This is a genomic window from Mycoplasmopsis bovigenitalium, from assembly GCF_900660525.1.
In the GTDB taxonomy this organism is placed as follows: Bacteria; Bacillota_I; Bacilli_A; order Mycoplasmatales; family Metamycoplasmataceae; genus Mycoplasmopsis; species Mycoplasmopsis bovigenitalium.
Genome location: NZ_LR214970.1, coordinates 217,495 through 238,091, shown reverse-complemented (window position 1 = coordinate 238,091; position 20,597 = coordinate 217,495). Strand labels below are relative to the sequence as shown.

Annotated in this window: 18 protein-coding genes; all 18 read left to right on the top strand. The window is 27.4% G+C overall.

Going from position 1 to position 20,597, the window contains the following annotated elements; translation table 4 throughout:
• Positions 1 to 109: 109 nt before the first annotated feature.
• Complete coding sequence (locus EXC34_RS01035; RefSeq protein ID WP_129687545.1) at positions 110 to 919, top strand: MAGa4850 family ICE element protein; 810 nt, start codon at positions 110 to 112, stop codon at positions 917 to 919.
• Between the two features lie 297 nt (positions 920 to 1,216).
• Entirely contained in the window at positions 1,217 to 2,497 is a 1,281-nt protein-coding gene (gene mobL, locus EXC34_RS01030; RefSeq protein ID WP_129687544.1) for a relaxase MobL, read from the top strand.
• 6 nt (positions 2,498 to 2,503) lie between these two features.
• Positions 2,504 to 2,818, top strand: a complete 315-nt coding sequence (locus tag EXC34_RS01025) for a hypothetical protein (RefSeq protein ID WP_129687543.1) — start codon at positions 2,504 to 2,506, stop codon at positions 2,816 to 2,818.
• Positions 2,802 to 4,907 carry a type IV secretory system conjugative DNA transfer family protein gene (locus EXC34_RS01020; RefSeq protein ID WP_129687542.1) on the top strand — a complete coding sequence of 702 codons (2,106 nt, stop codon included), beginning with the start codon at positions 2,802 to 2,804 and terminating at the stop codon, positions 4,905 to 4,907. The genes EXC34_RS01025 and EXC34_RS01020 overlap by 17 nt, the downstream gene beginning before the upstream one ends.
• Positions 4,908 to 5,031: 124 nt before the next feature.
• Positions 5,032 to 5,175: a hypothetical protein gene (locus EXC34_RS03670; RefSeq protein WP_165001208.1), complete on the top strand. Its 144-nt coding sequence runs from the start codon at positions 5,032 to 5,034 to the stop codon at positions 5,173 to 5,175.
• A gap of 12 nt (positions 5,176 to 5,187) precedes the next feature.
• Entirely contained in the window at positions 5,188 to 5,562 is a 375-nt protein-coding gene (locus EXC34_RS01015) for a hypothetical protein (RefSeq protein ID WP_129687541.1), read from the top strand.
• On the top strand, positions 5,555 to 7,228 hold the full coding sequence (locus EXC34_RS01010; protein ID WP_129687540.1) for a hypothetical protein: 1,674 nt from the start codon (positions 5,555 to 5,557) through the stop codon (positions 7,226 to 7,228). The genes EXC34_RS01015 and EXC34_RS01010 overlap by 8 nt, the downstream gene beginning before the upstream one ends.
• A 12-nt stretch (positions 7,229 to 7,240) precedes the next feature.
• A complete protein-coding gene (locus EXC34_RS01005) occupies positions 7,241 to 8,377 on the top strand; it encodes a hypothetical protein (protein WP_129687539.1) in 1,137 nt (378 codons plus the stop codon).
• Entirely contained in the window at positions 8,377 to 8,571 is a 195-nt protein-coding gene (locus EXC34_RS01000) for a hypothetical protein (protein ID WP_129687538.1), read from the top strand. Before EXC34_RS01005 ends, EXC34_RS01000 begins: the two co-directional genes overlap by 1 nt.
• 15 nt (positions 8,572 to 8,586) lie before the next feature.
• Positions 8,587 to 8,787, top strand: a complete 201-nt coding sequence (locus tag EXC34_RS00995; protein ID WP_129687537.1) for a hypothetical protein — start codon at positions 8,587 to 8,589, stop codon at positions 8,785 to 8,787.
• On the top strand, positions 8,774 to 10,285 hold the full coding sequence (locus tag EXC34_RS00990; protein WP_129687536.1) for an MAG3960 family lipoprotein: 1,512 nt from the start codon (positions 8,774 to 8,776) through the stop codon (positions 10,283 to 10,285). The genes EXC34_RS00995 and EXC34_RS00990 overlap by 14 nt, the downstream gene beginning before the upstream one ends.
• Before the next feature lie 63 nt (positions 10,286 to 10,348).
• Positions 10,349 to 10,576: a hypothetical protein gene (locus EXC34_RS00985; RefSeq protein ID WP_129687535.1), complete on the top strand. Its 228-nt coding sequence runs from the start codon at positions 10,349 to 10,351 to the stop codon at positions 10,574 to 10,576.
• Positions 10,577 to 10,584: 8 nt separating this feature from the next.
• Entirely contained in the window at positions 10,585 to 11,007 is a 423-nt protein-coding gene (locus EXC34_RS00980; RefSeq protein ID WP_129687534.1) for a single-stranded DNA-binding protein, read from the top strand.
• Positions 11,000 to 11,326, top strand: coding sequence for an Mbov_0395 family pilin-like conjugal transfer protein (locus tag EXC34_RS00975; RefSeq protein ID WP_051043988.1), 327 nt, complete (start codon positions 11,000 to 11,002; stop codon positions 11,324 to 11,326). Before EXC34_RS00980 ends, EXC34_RS00975 begins: the two co-directional genes overlap by 8 nt.
• Positions 11,326 to 12,978: an Mbov_0396 family ICE element transmembrane protein gene (locus EXC34_RS00970; RefSeq protein WP_129687533.1), complete on the top strand. Its 1,653-nt coding sequence runs from the start codon at positions 11,326 to 11,328 to the stop codon at positions 12,976 to 12,978. The genes EXC34_RS00975 and EXC34_RS00970 overlap by 1 nt, the downstream gene beginning before the upstream one ends.
• Entirely contained in the window at positions 12,978 to 15,809 is a 2,832-nt protein-coding gene (locus tag EXC34_RS00965; RefSeq protein WP_165001207.1) for an Mbov_0397 family ICE element conjugal transfer ATPase, read from the top strand. The genes EXC34_RS00970 and EXC34_RS00965 overlap by 1 nt, the downstream gene beginning before the upstream one ends.
• A 62-nt stretch (positions 15,810 to 15,871) precedes the next feature.
• Positions 15,872 to 16,489, top strand: a complete 618-nt coding sequence (locus tag EXC34_RS00960) for an Mbov_0398 family ICE element protein (RefSeq protein WP_129687531.1) — start codon at positions 15,872 to 15,874, stop codon at positions 16,487 to 16,489.
• Positions 16,470 to 20,495 carry an Mbov_0399 family ICE element protein gene (locus EXC34_RS00955; protein ID WP_129687530.1) on the top strand — a complete coding sequence of 1,342 codons (4,026 nt, stop codon included), beginning with the start codon at positions 16,470 to 16,472 and terminating at the stop codon, positions 20,493 to 20,495. Before EXC34_RS00960 ends, EXC34_RS00955 begins: the two co-directional genes overlap by 20 nt.
• Positions 20,496 to 20,597 lie beyond the last annotated feature (102 nt).

Genomic DNA, 20,597 nt, shown 5'->3' with positions numbered 1-20,597 from the left:
ATAAAAAAAGAACCCGAGTTCGGGTTCCAAATTTGCTTGTATTCCAATTTACAACAAAATTATAACCCAAAAAAATCAAAAAATAAAAATTTAAATAAAAGGAGGATAAATGAGTGCATATTCCAATTTACAAATTGAGGATGAATATTTACGTTCATTAACCTCCGGAGAATTAAGAAATTTTTGATTTGAAGAAAAATTTAAAAAATTGTATAGAGAGAGAAAATATGCAAAATTAAATTTTCAAGGGTTAAAACTAATTTCAAATACAAAATTGAAATTATCACAAGAACTTGTTAAAGTTTTATTAGGTAAAAAAATTGCGGTTGAAATTCTAGCAATTTTAAAAGCACTAGGCGGAGTAAAAAAATGAATATCACTAACTAAACTTTTTAAGTACGGCTTAAAAAAATCTAGTGTTTATTCAGTTATAAAATTCCTAATCGAAAATGGACTAATTTTATACTGTAATCAAATGTTAAAATTAGCGCCACGGGTTGTCGATTCTAGAAGCAAAAAAACATTAATAATTTCGGGCAAAAAATGCTGATTTATATTTTTGCTTTATGGCTTAAGTGTCGTTAAAATTTTTCGCATTTTAAGTTGAAAAGCTAAGGCTGAAAAATTAGCGAAAAAAGACGCTATTTGTAATTACCATAATCGCTTGTATAAAAGAGAGTGTGGATGTGGCAAAAAAGTTATTATCCAGAACAAATATTTTGCAGGCGAGAATAGACATTTCATTTATTCTTGTTTTAAAAAACTAACCTACATTTTTGATAAAGAAATGAAAGATGTTTTTAAAACTGTTAAATCTTGAAAATGATTTGCTAATGGTAGAAATTATTACTTTGATGCTCGGGGCAAATTCTGCTTTGAATTTAAAAGTGAGAGATATCTTCTGTTAAATATTTTTTAGAGTTAATAAACTAAGCACTGCATCGAGGAATGAGGGTGCAAATAAATTAAGTGGTGTACCTTGATTCCTCGGTGCTAGTTATGAACTTAACCTAATAATTTACTTTAAGCAAGTAAATATTTTTGCTATTAAATTTTTGAAAAAAATGAAATTTAATAGTTGGTTGGAAATAGACTTAGTCCAGAATTAGCAACATAAATAAACTGTAGAGGAAACTAATATATGTATATAAAGAAAACTACCTTTAACTCTTATATTGAATGATAAATAATGCTTAATTTTAAATTTAAGTAAAGTATGGCAAAAATTTATTCTCATATCGAGTTTGCAAAGCGTGGTTTTTCAAAAAGAATAATGTCTGGACAAAAAGAACCGCACAATTTTGAATTTTATAAATCGGGCAAGCATTTGGATTACATAGCGAGAAAAAGTGCGGTATGGGTGCAAGATGACGCAATGGATAAAAATACCTTAAAAGCGGAATTTAAGCATAGTGGACTAAGTATGCAAGAGTGAATAAACTCGCGTACTGCAGAAAAAATGAAGAGCGAGAAAAGTGGAGTATATAAACTTTTTGGTAATGGTGAAGATATAGATATTAAAGAAGAAAAAGAATTATTATCAAATCTATCGAATAAACAAGTCGTTTGAGAAATGATTATTAACCCGGGCGACTTAGGAATAGAGAATTTTTTAGTAGATAAATTTGAATGAAATGATTTGCTGACTAAAAACTTGAAAAAACTTTTAAAAGCAAACAAATTGGATGCTGAAAATATAACGGGACACTGGGCTATGCACGCAAACACTGAATATCCGCATATCCATTTAAGTTTTTGAGAAACTAACCCGCAAATATTAAATGCAAATGGCAAATTAACTTATAAAAGCAAGGGAGTGTTTAATAAAAAAACCTTAGATAACTTTAATGAAGTAATGGCTAATGAAATTACGTTTAATAAGCAATATCAAGAACTAAATATTTTTAAATCTTCAATTTGAGAAAAAAGAAAGAATATTCGTCAATTGACACAAATTGCTTTTGAGTCAGATGAAAAACTGTTAAATGATGTGCTAAATATTAAAAACTCATTACTTGGCGCAAGAAATAAAACATATTCAAAAACATCGGATGACGTTAAAAAATCGATTTGAAATGTATTTGAATATGTACTAGAAAATAATCAAAAATTCAGAGAAGAATATTCTGAATATCAAAATGAAATCCAAAAACTAAAAGAAAAAGATTTAGGAACTCAATTTAACAATAGATTACAAAAAGAATTTATTGAAAAAGAAAGCAAAGAATTTGAAAGTCAAATTGGTAATGCAATTATTAAACTATGTATTGATGATGAAATTGATGAGCAATATGATTCACAAAATCTATTAGGTAATTATTCTGAATATAAATCAAGACAAAGCAATTATCAGTCCAAATCAGATGCAAGCACAAATAAGAAAATCGATTGACAGTGAATTATTAAAAAATGGGAGTGAGAAGCAAACGGAGTGCATTTTAAAAACAAAATAGAAGCAATAAAAAAATATCGCACAAATATAGTTGCTAAAAGGTAAAAAAATATGGATAAAAATTTAACAAAAACAATTGAGAGTGGAGTTTGAATTAATTTACATATTAAAGATATTAATTTAATCAAAAGCGATTTAGATAATATTAAAAATCAATTTATTAATCTGTGTAAAGTCAATAAATTTACTTATGAAAACCTAAACATAACAAAACTAAAATCAAAAGTTAATATCTCAATGAAAGTTGATGATGTTAAATATGCTTTACAGTTGGCTTTATTTTTAGAAAAGAGGCTAGCAAATAAAAAAATAGATATTCAACAATACGTTGTTCAGAAATGGGCTTTAAATGAAAAAACAAAGTAAATTATTTGTTTTAAGTAAATATGTTTTTTGTTTAGTGATATTGCCGCCATTTTTATTTATGGTGCTTGGATTATTAGGTCAATTATATTTTTACAAATTCACAATCTTAAAGAATTGATTTAATGGTTCACGAAATGCTTTAAATGATATTTTTGCTTTTTATAAAAGGGGAAATAATTATTGATTTGTTTTATTAATAATTGTTGTCTGTTTAATACTTTTAGCGGTATTTGAATATAAAAATATACTTGAAAAATTTTCTAAAAAAACTAAAGATGAATCAGCATTCTTGTGAAATGAAAACACAAAAGAGGGTTCAATTAAAAACTTAAAAAAAGAATTTGCAAATAATGATGAACCGGGATTTGCCATTGGTCATATTAAAAAGCACGGTACATTAGTTAATCATACTGATGCACATATGATTTTGTTAGGTATTGCGGGTTCAGGGAAAACTTGAAGAATTCTTTTCGAAAATATAAGACGCAACGCTTCATTAAGTAGTGCCAAAAAACCGCATATGGTTATAACCGATCCAAAAGGTGAATTATTAAAAGCAACAGGAACTATTTTAAAAGATAATGGATACAATATAAGGTTATTTGATTTTGATAATTCACATAATTCAGTAAGGTGAAATCCTCTTAAAAAAGTTTGAGATTGTTTGCATAAAGGCAGAGAATTAAATGATGAAGATTATTCAGATGCAATTGTCGCTATAAATGATATTGTAGAAAACTTGCCAAATGCACAAGAAAAAAATTCATATTGAGTAGCACAGGCAAAAAACTGTATTAAGGTTATTTTAAAATTTATGGCGTTTTATTCAACTGTTAACCCAGAATTTACCTTAGATTTCTTTACTATGAAAAATGCTTATAGTTTTACCTCAATTGATATGTTTGTAAATGGTGCTTGAAGAGAGGAAGTTAAAAAATATCAGTTAGTTAATAAATTTTGAAATGAACTTTTTACTGAAATTGATGGATTAGCAACCGTAGTTCAAGAAACATTATCTGGATATTTATCAAATGCACAAAACGCATTAATTCTATTTCAAACTAGCCCAGTTATTCAAAGTATTACATCACAAAATAATATTGACTTTATCGAAATGTTTAATAGCGAAAAACCGTTTGCGATATTTATTAAATTCCCAGATCATAAAAGAGCAAATTCATTTTTGATACCAATATTAATTTCTCAAATATATGAACAAGCAATAACAAAAGCAAATAGTAATGAAACTTTATCACTTGACAGAACGTTATTAATGATATTTGAAGAATTTGCTTCAATTGAAAAACTAAAAGATATTGGCGACTGAATGGCAATATCAAGGTCTAGAAAAATATTCTTTGCTTTATCGCTGCAAGACTATGCGCAATTAGATAAATACAATACGGGTGCTTCTGAAAATAAATTAATTAAATCACAAGCCCGTTTAACTGTATTTTTAGAAACTAACAACCAAGAAACACTTAAAGAGATAAGTGAAATGATTGGTGAAAATAAAGTAGAGAAAAAATCAACTACATCAAACGATAAAGGGACAAGTACAACGATAGCAGAGCAAAATGAACGTATTTTTAGTATTAGTGATTTGAAATTCAAATCTAAATTAGATGCTTTAGTTCTATCAGGTGGTTATAAACCGATTCTAATTAAGCCATTATTTGCATTTAATTATATGAATATTGATAAGTCATATATTCATAATGAACCAATTGGCAACGCTTCAAGTAAATATGTATTTGATTTTAAGAAAATGAAAAAAATTGCCCTTGGTGTAAATAATCAAATTGAAAAGCAGGAAGAGCAGAACTTAAAGGAAATTAATATACAACCAAAAAATGAAGATAAGTTGGCAAATAATGAAAATAATTCACTACAAAAATTCCGCCAAAAAACCAAACAGATTAGTTCGCAAAACCCAGAAGAAATTTATCAAAAAATTAATGATACATTTACAAAATGAAAATTGTCGCAAGAAGAAAGAGCGCAAGTAGCAAATATTATAAATACTGTGCCAAACAAAAAAGAACAAATACAAGAAATAGCAAAAATAATAAATAAGGAAAATGAATAATGAAAACGATAGTTTGAGATTTATTCAATAAATTTACTAAAAACCTCGATGCACAAAAACAATTATTAATTAGGCGACTCAGTGTGAATTGCATTAATAAGAATATTGATAAAAAGGAGTAAAAATGGCAGAACAAAAAACACAATTAAATAAAAAAGCAGCGGAATATAACCAAAAACTAAAAGAAAAATATTTACAAGACTTAAAAGAAAGATATCAAAAATTAGGTCTAACAAAAGATAGCATTTTAATTTTTAACAAAAAATAAAGGAAAAAACATATGCAAAATCAACAAGCAAAAATTCAAGAACTATTTGTCCAAAAACTAAGTCAAGAAAATTTTAATAATGAAGATGCAAAACAAGAAACCTTATATGAAATATTGCATCAAATAGTAAAAGAAGAGCAAAAAGCAGAAAATGAACAAGCAAAATCGCAAAATAGAGAAGCTAAAACTATTTTGTCAAATGATTTTGTTGAATTAATAACTCATTTAGAAAAAAATAATTTAGATTTTGAATTACCAGAAATTTTTGATTGAGTAGTCAAAAATAAAAAAACTAGTGAATTATGACAATTAACAGCATATTTTAGATTTTTTGGTGACGAATTACAAAAGTACGCGCAAATAGTTAAAGGACATATTAATGATTAACTTTTTTGAAGATAAAAAAATAATTCAAAACATAATGCGTAATGTAATAAGTACTCGAAATATTAATCAAAGCACAACCGAAGAAGAGCAGTACATTTACAATGAAAAATTAGATTTAGAGGTACCGATTCTTACTAAGAAAGAACAAAAACATTTAGCAAAACTATTTTTTGCCGGTAAATGAAATCAACCAAAAGTTGAACAGTATTTTAACAAGATAAATATTCATTTAATTGAACCATTGCTTGATTCAAAAGAAGAAAAAGAATTAATGTGTATAAAGTATTGGTTAAATCGCGACCCAGTCGCTAGATATATGCAAATTATTGATAACAAAATAAAAATTACTGATACTAATTCAATTTATTTTGATGGTGTTAAAGAAACCCCGCAAAGTTTTTTAATAGATACAAAAAGAATACAAATAGACAATGGAGTATACGAACAAAACTTTTCTTTTTCATTCCTTAAACATATTGCAACCGAAAAATTCAAGATTAAACCCGAAGAATTTAAAGATTTTTATGTAAAAATTGCAACTGATTTTATCCGCGCTAGTGAAATAATCACAAAATATTTAGACGAAACTGAGAAAAATATTCGAACTTGAGAACCTTTAAAAAATATGACACAAAAAGCACAAAGAGTAGCAAACGGAGTGCAGTTTAATAGATATTTTAAAACAATTGAAATTGACCCATCTTCTAACTTAGAAGTAATACAAAGTTTAGGTAAAGAATTTGAAAAAATAATTCAGTTTTTACCAGAAGAATTAAAAGATGATTTAACTTTAAGATTTAGAAAAACGGATTATGCAAAAGCAAGTGCAATATACAATTCAGCATATAAAACAATTGCAATTAATATAAAACCTTATAACTCCGAAGTGCAAGAAAAATACGACACAAATCATATTCAGTCATTTATGCACGAGTTAGCCCACGCAATGGATTATCACTTAGGTATTAATGAAAAACTAAATACTGGTAACTTATTTGATTCAGATTTAGCAATTACTGTACCTTACTCTGAAATTAATGAACCCTTTAAAAATTTGGTTGATAAATATAGAAAAACTTATGAAATTGCAGTTGCAAATAATGAATTAGAACAACAAAATAAAAAAATGGATTATTACACATCAAATAAAGAAGTATTTGCAAGGGGCTTTGAATGATATTTAAACCAAATTAATTTTGATAGTAGTTTTAATAAAAACATAGATGAATATAACGAAAGAGTAAATGTATTTGACAAACTAGATGAAAGCGATAAAAATAAGTTTAAATCAATTTATGAAAGCATTTTTAAAATTGAACAAAAACTAAAAGAACATCAGGAACAATTAAAAACAAAAACCCAAGAAAACTTATTTGATAATCAAGATTCTGAATTTAAAAAAGAAATGTTTAATTTTGAACCGCGAATTCCTACACAAAAAGTTGAATATCGCCAACTATCATTATTTGAAGATTATGATGAACCAATTAAGCAATCAGAAAGTAATTTGGAAAATAAAGTATCGAACAAAGAAATTGATGAATTAATAACTGATGTTGAAGAATATCTTGCAAAAGTTGAAAAAACAAACAGAGAAGATAAGTCGGAAGAACTTGAACAACAACTCGAGCAACAAATCCAAAAACGCAGAACAATGCGTATGTAAAAAGGAGAAGTAATGAACAAAATTTATACTTACGGAATTATTGAAGACACAATCAAACCACAAATATATTGAGAAGATTTTTGAAATAATGATTTCCACTATATAGCAGAAAAAAAAGATACTGATTGATATATTGACAATAAAGCCAAAATTGATAGTGAGTATTTTGTCTTTACTTTTAGCAAATTTAACAATGAACATTATTATGTATACAAAACTGAAAATAATGGTGTAGATATTCGCCAAGATAAATATGGGGATTATCAAACATATAGTGGCGTATATGCGCTTAAAAAAAGTGATTTTGATAATGATTTTGAACAAGCATACTCTTTTGCGAAACAGGAAATGAATTATTTAAATGAACTAAAAGATAGTTATTTTAATGAAATTCGATTTAGGGCTTATGAATATGATCAAGAAAAGCAGAAATATGTGGAAACTAAAGATTATTTTGAAAATAAATTAATTCAAGCGCACGATTTAGAAGAAATAATGCAAGAAAAAGATTTAACTTTAAAAGAAAAACTAATAAAGATCGCACGCGACGAAAACATATTAAATTGGAACAAACTAGATGAATATGATTTTTTACAAGATCCAAACAGCATTGTAATGAGTGAAAAAGCACTTTTAAAATTACCGCAAGAACTACATCCATTTATTGATAAAGGACTGAGCGAGAGAGAAAAAGAGTTAAACCAAGAAGCAAAATCCGAAAAAGAACCATTAAATTCACAGGATTATTGGGTAGTTGAATTTAATGAGGCGTTCCCAGAGGGTGGGGTAAAAGATTATAAGGGAGAGGTTATTACACAAGAACTTGTTGATGAACTTAAAAATCTTGATGAAAGAATATGTAAATCAAAACCCGTGTGGGCAAAAGAAGAACAAGACGGAAAAATAACCTTACTTGAGATACCATATTTTAAATTCTATTTTGACCATATTGTAGATGGAGAGGTAACAGAGCATTTAAGAATAGATATTGGAGATGGAAATGAAGTAAACAATAGAGATTTTCAGTACCTATATGAGCAAGTAAATAAAGAATACATTACAGAAAATAAAGAAGCAAAATCCGAAAAAGAACCAGAACAACAAATCGAGCAACAAGTTAAAAAACAAGTTAAAAGGTTGCGTATGTAATGGTTGAAAGTTCTGGATTACAAATAGAGGAATTGCTTAGTGATTTGTCGGCATTTTTAAAGCAAATAATTGAGCAAAGCAAGATTAATAAAAAGTATTTACTGGCAAATGATAAGCAAAGCGAATTAGAAAAAGAAATTGATGAACTACTAAATGATGTAGCAAACTTACAAGGAGTTAATAGTAATAACTAATAAATAAAGGAAAAAATGAAGAGCGATAAACAAAAAACGTTTTATAGAATTCGGGGAAGGAAAGGTAAATATACTAAGCCCTTAGGAGCAACGAAAAATTGAGACGTGGCGGTTCAATCAGTTGTTAAAATAGCGGCAAAGAATAAATGGGATATAATAGAAATAGAAAGATGTAAAGTAATAAAAACTTTTAGGGTAAAAAATGAAAAAAATTAAATTGTTAAGTGTAGCACCATTAGCATTATTGCCATTATGTGCGACAAGTTGTAATATTTATCAATTGTTTGTTGACAAGCAAAACAGAGGGAAAGTTGGATCTGGTAAAAATGGAGCAATCATTTTACCAGATGATGGAAATAATCAAGGAAGCAGCGGGCAAAATAAACCTACTGAAGAAGTTGATAAAACAAAAGTGTTTGAATATAATGGACTTAAATTTAAGTTAAATAAAGAAGATGATTTTGATGAAAATGAAGTGTTTTATGCTAATGATGTGTTAGAAAATAATTCGCAAAAAATAAAAGAGAAAATACCAAAAATCAAAGATTATTGAGTTGAAGAAATAGCGATTCAAGGAGTACCGAATATAAGTTATATTTCGCGTTATATAAGAAATATTGATTTAGAAAAACGCTATAAACTATCTGATAAAGAACAAACAATAGCAAGTGAAGAGCAACTAAAAGCACTTATTAAAAAACTTAAAGGATTGTTAGAGGTTGAGCAAGATGTAAAAGCAACTGACAGAAACTCAAGTGATATTGCTTTTAAAATACTTAATAAAGGATATTTAAAAAAATATTTAGATTATTATAAATCCAAATTATGGCTTGACTTTAAAACGCTAGATAAAAGTAATGCGGGGCATTTAAATGGAGAGAATTGACCCGAACACCAATATGATTCTTATTACCCTACATCACCACTTGAAAAAGATCCAAATCGACAATTAATTTTTATGAAAAATGGTATTTATTACAATGGCTATAATTTGCGTTGAAAATTAGATATAGAATATTCTACTGAATCAACTTTTACCAAACAAAACAAAGATTTGCTTTTCTCAAAATTGTTTTATGAGCAAGATCCGGCTTTTAAGGTTGAATATAAAAGAAATCCGCAAGAGGGGGAACCCGGTTCAAAATCAAATCCGATACCTAAATTAGGAATGGATTTCATCGATTACTTTATTATGGGTAATGCAAAGTCAGTGTTAATGCAAAGTGTGCAATATAACTTATTAAAAGCATATTTAAATTATTTAGATATGATGCTTAATGATATTAAAGATGAAAGCAAAACAATTAAAGAACAACTAATTGCCAAATATGACGTGATTAGAAAGTACCGCGAAGCATTACTTGAATATCTAAAATTAGAGCATATTATGGGACTAACGATTGATGAGCAATTATTTGTGTTCCCCGGCACTGATAAAGGCGATTTTAGAGATACTTATGTATGAGCATACAAACAATATGAACAAGTAATTTTACCCCTTACAAAATATCTTGGTGAAGCAGAATTAAGTGAACCATTAAATGCATTTTTAACTAACAACCCGAATATCGAATACTATAAAGTTATATGGAAAAATATAGAACAAATAGATGGAATAAAAAGTCCTGCTTTAATGGATAGAAGTTATTCTGAATCTAAATTAAATAACATACTAGATAAATTTAAACCGTATGGTTGAAAATTTAAAAAATAGAATTAAAAATCCGCCACTTATTACTCCCTTAGGAGTAATTGGTGGCATTTTTTTTGGAGTTAAATGAGTAAAGAAACAAATTATTTAATAACCGCTTGTTTATTTCTGGGGGTTATTGGAATAATACAACTTATAACATTATTAAAAAATTATCGTGATTGTTTTGCACGTGATATACAGATAAAAGAAAAAGCAAGAAATCAAAAACCAGAATGAAAAATTATCTTATCGACAACAATATTAAGCATATTTGGACTTTGAGTAATTATTAGTTTTTGATTAGTAAATTAGGAGGAAAAATGAATAAAGTATTACTAACTGGTCGCATTGCTAGCGACACATTAAAGGAACATAGAAAAGAAAATAGTTTATGAGTGAGATTTAACTTAGCGGTTATTGATCAAGGAATAAATAAAGTTAAATTTATTGATATTAATTTATTTAACAAGGTTGCCGAAAACTATTTGAAATACTGTAAAAAAGGAGATTTAATCGAAGTTATTGGCAAAATTGATACGTCATATTATATTGCCAAAGATACGCAGAAAAAGAAATATAAATTAGATGTAATTGGTCAACAAATAACCTTTTTGGCAAAAAGTCATAAACAAAAAGAAAATAAAGAAACAAGTGAAAACAATGAAACTCAAGAAAGTGAATATGTTTTCCCGATTGATAAAGAAGAATTAAATGTAAATATATTTGGAGAAGAAAATGAATAAATTTGCAAATTTTATGTTAGACACTAACGCTGGTGCAGAAAATATCAAATCGAATTTAGAATCGATTGCTAACACAGTACAACAATACATAAATATTATTTTAGGTGCATTTGCTGGCATATTAACTATTGTTATTATCATAATTACGGCAATTAGTTTTTTTAAAGCGGGAAAAACGGATAATGAAGAAGTTAGACAAACACAAATCAAAAGAATTAAGTGAGTTGGGATATTTCTTATAGCGGTAATTATATTATGAGCGCTTAGTCCATTATTAATGACTATGATTAGAAACTTTGCAGAAATTAAGGCGTCGTAATGGCTGGCTTTATCGGCGATCTATATAATAAAATTGGATTTGGTGTTTTTAATATATTTTGATATTTAATAGTGGTATTACCACTTATATTAATTAAATCGATATTAATATGTTATCAATTAATAGCGATTAGTTTACCACAGTACTTATTATTCGGAATTGGCTTGTCAGAAGCATTTGAATTAAGCAAATTCCCCACATTATTTTTAAGGCTTTTAATAATATCGGTTGCTATATATATTGTGATATTAGCGGCAAGTTTAATTCGGCTTCATTTTTGAAAAGGGGATAATGAACCAAACCCCGTCAGTGTTGCATTAAAATATTCTGTATTAGCAACTTTATGAATTATAGGAATACCTTTAGTTTTATATGTATTTAACCTATTAATCGGCATTATGATTAATTTAATTACGGGTGCAGACAAGGAAGCATTAGATTATCAAATATTTATAAATCTATATGATCCTACAAGATTAAAAGGTATTAGTCTTAAAGATTGACAATACATTTATGAAAATAATTACTTTTTAAAATTCGAACAATACAAGCAACTTGAAGATGGAAGAGCGGTTGAGTTAATTTTTCTAGGATCACTATTAAGTGTGAGTACATTAGTACCGCTTGTTATGGGTATGCTAGTTGTTGTGCAAAAAGTATTTCAACAATTTTTCTTATTTATCATTGCGCCATTTGTAGCGCCAACTGCTATGGCGGATGATGGAAAAAGATTAAGACAATGAGGGCAAATGTATTTTGCCAAAGGCTTTTCAATTTTAGGCTTTTTAGTATCTATTCAAGTTTTAGGAGCATTTATTTTACAAACTTTTAAATGAGTAAATTCTCCAGATTTAAAAGACTTGCATATTATGGTTAGATACTTATTAATTTTAGGAGTAATCGTTGGTGGTGCTGTTGCTTCAACAAGTATATCGAGTGAAGTTGCTGCATTTATTGGCGAAAGTGCTTCAATAAAAGAAAGTATTTCTGAAACAAAAGGAATGATGGCAGGTGCTATGGCACTTGGTGGTGGTGTGTTTGCTGCCGCAAAAGGAGTTGGCAAATTAATGAAAAGTGGCGGCGGTGCATTAGCAAAAGCGGGTGCTGCCGTTAAAGGTGGAAAAAGAGGAGTGCAAGCATTAAACGCTAAGCGTGATCTGAAAGCAAAACTTAAAAATGGCAAAATAGATAATGAGGAATACGAATTAGCAAAACAAGGCTTGGACGCAAAAGTTAATGAAAGACGTGAAAGTGCGCTAGCTGCTAAAAAAGCAGATAGAGAGGACTTGAAAAACCTTAAAACACAATACAAACAAGGAGAAATTAGCAAAGAAGAATACAAAGAAGCAAGAAAAGATTTATCACTTGATACAGAACAACTAACTAAAAAAGAAAATGCATTGGCTAAACAGGAGGCAAAACTATTGAAAAAAGGTAATAAAGAAGAAGCAAAAGCAATTGCTGAAAGAAGACAAAAAATTGGAAGTTTGATTGACAAGAAAATTGAAAGATCTAGTGGGGATAGTTTATCTCTAAGTAAAGAACAAAAATCATTACTTGAAAATGCAAAACGTACAACTAAAAAAGATGCAACTAATCAAGCGGTTATTGATACTTATAGAAGAGTAAAAAAAGGTAAAGATTTATACTAATGCTACAACCTAAGAACATTAAAAAAACTCGTAGCAGAGTATTTAAAAACTATACTTGACTAGACTTTTTTGTTTTATTAATAAATGTAATATTATCTTTTCTAATTTTATATGCATTTTTACCCCAAAATTTCAATGTATTCATTAGATTTTTAGTATGAGTGGTATTATTCTTGATTTTATCAACATCGCTTATTAAAGTGCCTAAATATGACGTTAGGTTATATGTTTTAGCGGGTTGAATGATTAGATATTGATTTAAAGTAAAAAAATATGGTAAAGGAACTAAAAATAAAGTTGATTTATTAGTCCCTTATCATTCAATAATTGACAGAAAATATGTAAAAACTAAATTTTTAAAAGGTGGAATTAAATATTTTTCAGTAATTAAATTCAAGGGAAGAGTACCTTGAAATGAAGCAGAATTTGATAAGGAAGCATTTTTATCAAAATTTGTAAATGTTTTAGATTCGATTAGTTCGCAAATATCGATTGTTAGATATAAAGAATTAGTTGATTACAAAAAGAATTTCATTAGTTTAAAAGAAAACTTAAACAAAAAATTAGACCAGTTAGAACAAAACAACGAGTCAGAGGAAGTGGTTGAAAATTTTGTTAAGTTATATGAAGAAAAATATGAAGATTTTGATTTATTAGACAGTGATGTTTTATTGGATAATTACTATATTGTTGTATATGACAGAAAACTAAATGAATTAACAAAAACAATTGAAAGTGTTTATACTACCTTAAATTCAATGGATGTAGAACCCGATATTGTACAAGGTAAAAGTTTAATTAATTTTCTATCTAAACAATTTGGTTCAAAAGTAAATGAAGAGTTAATCGAAAAATACTTTGAACAACAAGAAAGCCCATTTTATAAAAATAAAAATAATGATGTAGTTGAAAAACAAGATTTAATAATGCTAATTAAAACTTGATTTAAAGAAAGATTTAGTAAAAAGCAAAAGAAAAATGACAAACAAGTTAAAGTTGAAAATACCGGAATTAAATTGTCAGATTTATTTGAATTTGAAAGTGTAGTATTTAAGCCTCATTATTTTAAAATTGATGATAAATATTATTCAGTGCAAACTGTATCTGAATTACCATTAAGACTTGAAGATGGTTGAACATATAATTTATTAAATAATAATAATAAAATTATTTGAAACTTAGGTGTAATCGCTGATGATTCAGTAGGAGATATTCTAGATAAGGGTTCAAGAACAACAAAAGATAACTCACATATGATTAAATCTGCATTTAGCCAAAAAGGTAATAATATTCAACTTGAAGCCATAGAATATTTAGAAAATCAAATCCAAATCGATAAAAACAACTTGTTTGATTCTCATTTTATGATTTCAAATGAAGCAAATAGTATTCAAGAATTAAGAAAAATTGAATCTAAAAATTTTTCAGATGCACGTAGAGCGAAGATTTTTATTAAATCATTGCCATTCAGACAATTTGAAGCATTTGCTCAATCATTATTCATTACTACAAATAACTTAAAAGAACCTTTGCAAATGTCATCATATAACTGTGCTTATGGTTGAGGTTTTGAAAATGAATATCAAAATGATGGGAATATTTGTTTTTTAGGAACAACAATTAATACTGCCGAACCAGTAATAGTTGATAGATTTTATAAAAAGAATTCTAGACGTACTAATTACAACTGAATTACTTTAGGTTCAAGTGGTAAGGGTAAAAGTACCTCTAAATCTAAATCGATTGTTGAAGCATTAATGGAAAATCATAATGTATATGTAATTGATATCGAAAATGAATATAAATATTTGGCAAAAAAATTTGGTGGAACAATATTTAACTTAGGAACAGATTCTGGAACTAGTTTAAATCCATTAGAGGTTAGAGTTCAAATATGAGAAGAAAATGAATCAGACAATTTAGATGAATTTAATATTTATAAAATTATTAAAAAACACAATGAATGATTAGAAGATTTCTTCAAACTTGTGAGTGATAATTTTACTAATGAACACATTATGATAATTATGACTGCTGTTCGTCATTTATATCAAAAACGCGGAGTATATGATGTAAAAAATCTTGATGAATTAAGCAATTTAGATTTCCCGATAATTAGTGATTTAATAACAGAACTAGAAAATTACCAATATGCAGATGCTTATGAAAAAGCCAGAAAACAAGATTTAGTGGCAAGAGTGCTTGATATATTCAAATATTTATTCCAATATAATGGTAAATTTGAACGCTTATATAATGCTAAAACTAATATTAATTTAGATAGTGATTTTATTATATTTAATACAAAAGAATTAATGGCATTAGGTAAAGATGATAACTCAGTAGGAGTTTATGTGTTATTAAGTTTAATTCAAAACTTGGTATACCAAAACATAATTAAAGACCCTACAAAGCACACAATCGCCTTTATTGATGAAATACACCAATATGTAAATGTAAGCAGACCAATTATGCTTGATTTTATCTGGAAGTTAACGAAAACTGGGCGTAAGTACTTATTATCATTAGATTTAACTACACAAAGCCCCTCAGACTTATTAGTATCACCAAAAGCAGAATCAATTGTTCAGAACTGCCAGTATTCTACATTTTTCGGACTTAAAAATAGAGATCTTATCGCCGTAAAACAGATGTATGAATTTAGCGGGGGACTTAATGATTCAGCAACATCATTTTTAAGTGATGGAGAAATTGGAAACAATATTATCTCATTACACTTAAATTCAAAAATAAAAATTGATACTTGATATAACGATTATGAAAAATCATTGTTCTTTAAGCAAGGGGACTTTAAAAAAATAGATAGATAACGTGCGCACACGCGCGTATATTAATACGCACAATGTGCGTGCGTGCGAGATTGAGAGAAAATATGGCAAGAAAAAAAACAGAAAAAAATATGGATGCAAATACAATAAATAGCAAAAAGTCCGCGGAGAATGGAGTTCGTGTTGTATTCAGACTTTATGACCAAAATGAAATTTTAAGATTTAAAAAATGGCAAAGGGAATTAGCAAGCCAAAATAAAAGTGTATCGCAAGAAATGTCAATCATTTTGATGAATTACTTAAGCCAACTAGATAAAAAACTTGTAATGCGTGATCTTAAAGAAGATATGTTTTATGCTTTTAGAAAAGCCTTGTATGCTTCTATGTATCCATTTACAAATACTTTAAAAACAACGGTTGAAAAATATGAAGTAGAAACAATTTTAGCAAACCAAAAAATCGATATTTTGCTAAATATTTTGGCAAATAACAAAATTGAATTTAATGAACAATTATTAAATAGACCGGATGATAAATTATTAAATGAATCAATTTATTTTCAACAAATGAGAAATGTGTTTAATAAACAATTAGAAAAAGAAATAGAGGCAGAACAGAAAAAAGCGCTAGAAGTTGCTAAATCATTTGAAAAGTATACTAATTATGAATTTGATGGCAGAATGGATTCAAATATAAAAAATAATGAAGAAGAAATATTTTAAATTACTGGCAATTTTACCGACTGTTTGTTTTAGTCCATTGGTAGTTGCTGCAAAAGTACAACAATTGCCGCCTGAATGAAGAGAAAACTTTAAATTTGACAAAACATATGTTGAAGAATTTAATGCAAGAGATCTTCAAAATAACCCGTCGGATAAATTTAGAGAAACAAGCAATTTTCGGACTTATAAAAAAGCAGTTGGAAGCAGAGCAAATTATCGATTGGATATGCCTCATATAAATGTATATAAACATTTATCATTCACTCCTAAAAATGAAAAGTTAATTAAAAAAGATACGGGTGAATATGGTCAACTAGTGGGTGCTGAATATGAATATAATGGTTATGAATTGCGTGGTTCATTTTCAGAAAAAGAAGCAGAAGCAATTTTAGGTACTCAAAGATGACAAAGAATAAAAAATGCACAAGAGTTTTTAGAAATTAAAAATGTTGAAATTACTTTTACAAAAAACACAGATGCAACGTTTAAGACAACAGAAAGATATGAGGGTTATGGTGAATATGATTTTGACGAAAACCTATCAAGAGAAGCTTTTTATACCTGATATCGGGTAGATACTGTAAGATTTAATATTAATGGCACAACTCGAAATAAAAATGAGTTGCAAAAGTATAATAGTTGGTGAAATGAAGCACTTAGAGCGGTTAAAAATGAAATATTAATTGAAAGTGATACTGGCGGAAATTTAACAACCCCAATTAAAAGTGGAACAACACAAGTAAGTAATAAATCCAAACTAGAAGCAGAAATAAGAAAGATTAATGAATCAATTCAAAGAACAAATCCTCATAATAAACTAAGAATAAATTATCGGATTAATAGTGATGATGATTCAAAAAATAGTATAGATATAGTCGTGAGAGATACATCAACTAATGGTTTTCAAGGTTCAAAATTATTAAAAAGTGATATAAAAATAAAATATACGCCATCTGCATCTGCACAAAAAGCCGAAATTAATGAAAGATTAATAATTAATTTAGGTAAGTATTTAGATTATGAAAATTACTCAACTAAACTTGTTGATGATAAATTAGTACAAGTTGAGAAAGATAAAAAGATTGGACTACAAAGCGATAAAAAGCATTGATATGGCGGTAAGTGAATTGCCCACTCGCCATTAAGTATTTCATTTAATACAACCAAAAAAGAAAATGAAGTTTTATTTGTTAATGGCAAAAAAGTTGATGTTTTAGACCAATTATTTTTTAAAAAATTAGCAGATAATCGAAAAGATGCAAACGATACTGAAAGAGTATTAAATTTTGGCATAAGCACAGACACAACCAAAACCGATGAAAACTCGCATGGTAAAAATGAATATCGAATTAAGATTGTTCAATATAAACCGGGCGAGGAACATATTGAAAAAAATATAGATTTAATTTATGAAAAAATAATCATTATCGATTCTAAATCGCTTAAAATGGACTTTAAGTGATATGCTTGAGATCCAGAAAATAATGAGCATCAAAAATTATTAATCGAAAAATATGTAAAAAATGAAAAGGGGGAATATAAGAAAGATCAAGACGGAAATTATATAAATAACCCGCTTTATGACCCTACAATTGATCCACATACGGGAACTAAAAAGCAACTAGTTTGATTTGATTTAAATGCTTATAATGGAGTTAAAAGTATTTTTACAAAAGATGTGTTAGATAATTTTGGCAATTTAAGTTGAGAAAATCCCGATGCTTGAAAATACTATAAAGAAACTCTATTACCGGCTTATGCTAAAACATTATTTAGTCCTAATTATGGTAAAACTAACGATAAATGAGGATTTATTGCTGAGGCTATAGTTCTTGGTAAGGGTGGACTTAAAGAAATAATAGGAGAAGCAGATACTTTTTTAGCATTCCCTCTTAAAAAAGTTAAAGACCCAAAAACTGGTAAATATTTACTTAAATATGAGTTCGATAAAGAGCCAGTAGTGCATTATCAAGAATTAAAAACAACAGAAACAGATTACTTTTCAACTTCTGGAATTTGACTTTTTCACTCGAAATCAAAAGAGGGAATTACTAATTTTAAACTTGTGCTTATTCAAGAACCCGGAGCAAGCACAAATGATATAAATAATCCTCCTAATTCATACTTCACGGATAATGTTGTATTAGATAGTGGACAAATTGAACCGCTTTGAAAAACTAAAAGAGGAATTGCATTCTATAACTATTTAACGTCAGTTGGCATTAGTGAAGCAGAAATACTAAAAATGAATTATGAAGATGTAATGGAACATTACAAGCAATATATTGAAAAACTTTATTATAAATATACTTTTAATACGTATATTACAATTGACCCCATTATTAAACCCATACCAGATGATAAATATACAGTTGACGAATTTTTAGAAAAATTCAAAGATCCAAAAGTTGCCGAAACTGAATTATTAGGCGAATTTAATAATAAAGATAAAGTTAATATCGAAAAAGTTGAATTAGCACAAGATAATTCAGGCGTTAATATTACATTTAAATTAAATTCATATGAAGATATTTACCAACTAAGACAAAACAAAGTATTTTTAAAGGTTAAATTTAAAGATATAAAACAAGTAGATAAAAAGATTATTAATTTAAAACTTAATAGACAATATTTTATAGATACTGCGGCAAATAATTTTATAGATGATTTTGTTAATGCTATTTATAAAAACAAAGAACAATGATTTAATGATTTAAATGAGCAAGATTTACAAGCATTGTCATTTAGTGTTGAATTTAATAGTTTTATTAAATTACTAACTATTAAAGTTGATTTAAAAAACAGTATAGATAATAATGTAATAATAGTGCCAAATAAAACCTTTTCAATACCGCTAATTACATTTAAAACAAATGGTATAGAAGAATTTGAAAAACCAAATAAAGGAGCAGAAAAACCAAAACCAAGCACCCATAAAAATATTTTTGAGAATGTTGAATTTAAAACAATCGAATTAAATGGCTTAGATAATATTGAAGAAATTAAAAAATTTATTATTAGCGATATTAGCAAGCAATTAAAAAATCTTAAATATAATGAAGACTATGAAATAAGAAATCTTAATTCAGTAGCACAAGAATTATCTGTACCACAAATAAAACCAACAAATCCTAATCATATTCACAATGCTTTATTAAATATAGTTGCTAAAAAAGCAAGTGGAGTTAAATATGCTAAGGTTAATAATGTAGTAGATAATATTTTTGTAAAAAATATTGATTTAAAAGAAATTAAAATACCAGACCATAATTTTGTGGGTTCAAAGGTTGAGCATTTAAAATCAATAATTGAAAATTATGCACAAGGCGAACTTAAAAAACATAATTTAATCCTTAATAAAGATGTAAAAATTGCTAATTTAGATAATGCAATAAGAAATTTAGCAAAAGGTAAGGGATATAAACATACAATAATAATTAAACCGATAAACAGAAAAATTACTGGACTAACTAGTTATCAAGCAACTAATAATGCAAAAGAAGTTAGAGATAAAGACAACAATTTATATTTAATAGATTTAAGTGCTTTAGAAACAACAACGCTTAGTTATAAGGAAAATATATTATCTAATTTAAGGCAATATATAATTAATGATATTAACAAGTATTTAAACGACAAATACGAACTTAAATATGGAGTTGATTACACTGTCGATATTAACAAATTGAACGAAATCCTAAAAAGTCTACCTATTATAAAAGACGAAAAAAGATTGTTTTTTGTCAGAATTAATCCAGTTAATAATGTAAGTAAAAATTTTAATGAGTTTAAAGTTGAAAATACATTTACAAAGCAAGTTATAAATGATTTAGATGAAGTAAGTGTTCAAACTCCAAAAGATAAACAAAAAGCAGAAGAACTAAAAGCAAGAAATAAAAAGATATTAATTGGAGTATTAGCACCATTAGCAATTATTACAATTGCTATTGGTATAACTGTTGCTTGATGAATTAAAGTAAGACACTTTGATAAAAAAATTAAATAGTTATTCTGTGAAAATGTGCCGTTAATTTCGGCATTTTTTTATTTTTCTGTATAATATTAAATATATTTAATATTATAAGCGAGATCCTATTATGCAATTTGA